At 61.9% G+C, this 257-nt stretch carries 1 protein-coding gene; it reads right to left on the bottom strand.

Going from position 1 to position 257, the window contains the following annotated elements; translation table 11 throughout:
• Nucleotides 1-257: nucleoside monophosphate kinase (locus tag SB719_RS21225; protein ID WP_412159898.1), on the bottom strand; the 257-nt coding region annotated here is incomplete at both ends.

Raw genomic sequence — 257 nt, 5'->3', positions numbered from 1 at the left:
AGCGGCTTGGTCTGGCTGTGGTAGACCGACAGGCGATGGCGAACGGTTTCTTCTTTGTCGTCGTCTCGCTGGATCAGGTCTTCACCGGTCTCGTCGTCCTTGCCTTCCACTTTCGGCGGGTTGTACTGAATGTGGTAGGTACGGCCCGAGGCCAGGTGCACGCGGCGGCCAGCCATGCGGCCGACGATTTCTTCGTCGTCCACGGCAATTTCGACCACGGCATCGATGTCGACACCGGCAGCGACCATGGCTTCGGC

It is taken from the genome of Pantoea sp. SIMBA_079, from assembly GCF_046940275.1.
GTDB classification, from domain to species: domain Bacteria; phylum Pseudomonadota; class Gammaproteobacteria; order Enterobacterales; family Enterobacteriaceae; genus Pantoea; species Pantoea borealis.
Note: the sequence above shows the minus strand (reverse complement) of the source record. Positions and strands in the feature narration are given on the sequence as shown.